The organism is Bacillus sp. LR--39, assembly GCF_053613335.1.
Map to the genome: position 1 here is coordinate 1 of NZ_JBSIOT010001187.1, position 606 is coordinate 606.

Annotated in this window: 1 protein-coding gene; it reads left to right on the forward strand. The window is 45.0% G+C overall.

What is annotated here, in order from left to right; translation table 11 throughout:
- On the forward strand, positions 1–335 hold a 335-nt coding region (locus ACWHAR_RS29320; RefSeq protein ID WP_452088724.1), incomplete at its 5' end, for a GTP pyrophosphokinase.
- Positions 336–606: the final 271 nt, after the last annotated feature.

The following is a 606-nucleotide window of genomic DNA, read 5'->3' on the forward strand; positions in this document are numbered from 1 at the left end:
TTTACAATATGGTTGAAGTGCTGAAGGAACATGAAGACATCAAAATTTTAAAAATGAAGGACTACATTAAAAATCCGAAGCCGAACGGATACAGGAGTCTTCACTTAATTGTAGAAGTGCCCGTTTACTTGACCAACCGCGTCGAGCACGCCAAGGTGGAGATTCAAATCAGGACGATCGCGATGGATTTCTGGGCGAGCCTCGAGCATAAAATCTACTACAAATTGAACAATGAAGTGCCGAACCAGCTCACTGATGAGCTGAAAGAAGCGGCTGACATCGCGAACTACTTGGATGAAAAGATGCTTCATATTCGAACAAAAGCGGATCAATAAAAGGAAGCCGGGCTAAAGAAATGCCCGGCTGCTATTTTTTTCTGCCGCTTGACCCGAAGTTGTCAATGTTGATATCAACATGATATGTAATATCGGCTTCGGTGAAAATCTCATCCCATTTCCCTTCCGCTTTTTCGATACCCGAATTTCAAGACGTCCGCCCGGTATTTGCCCTGCAGTTTGCCGAGCGCGCTCTTAATCCACACTTTCACTTGATCTCCGGCAAGACGCTCGACTTCTTTCCGCTTTTTGTTTTGGAAATCATGGCCCG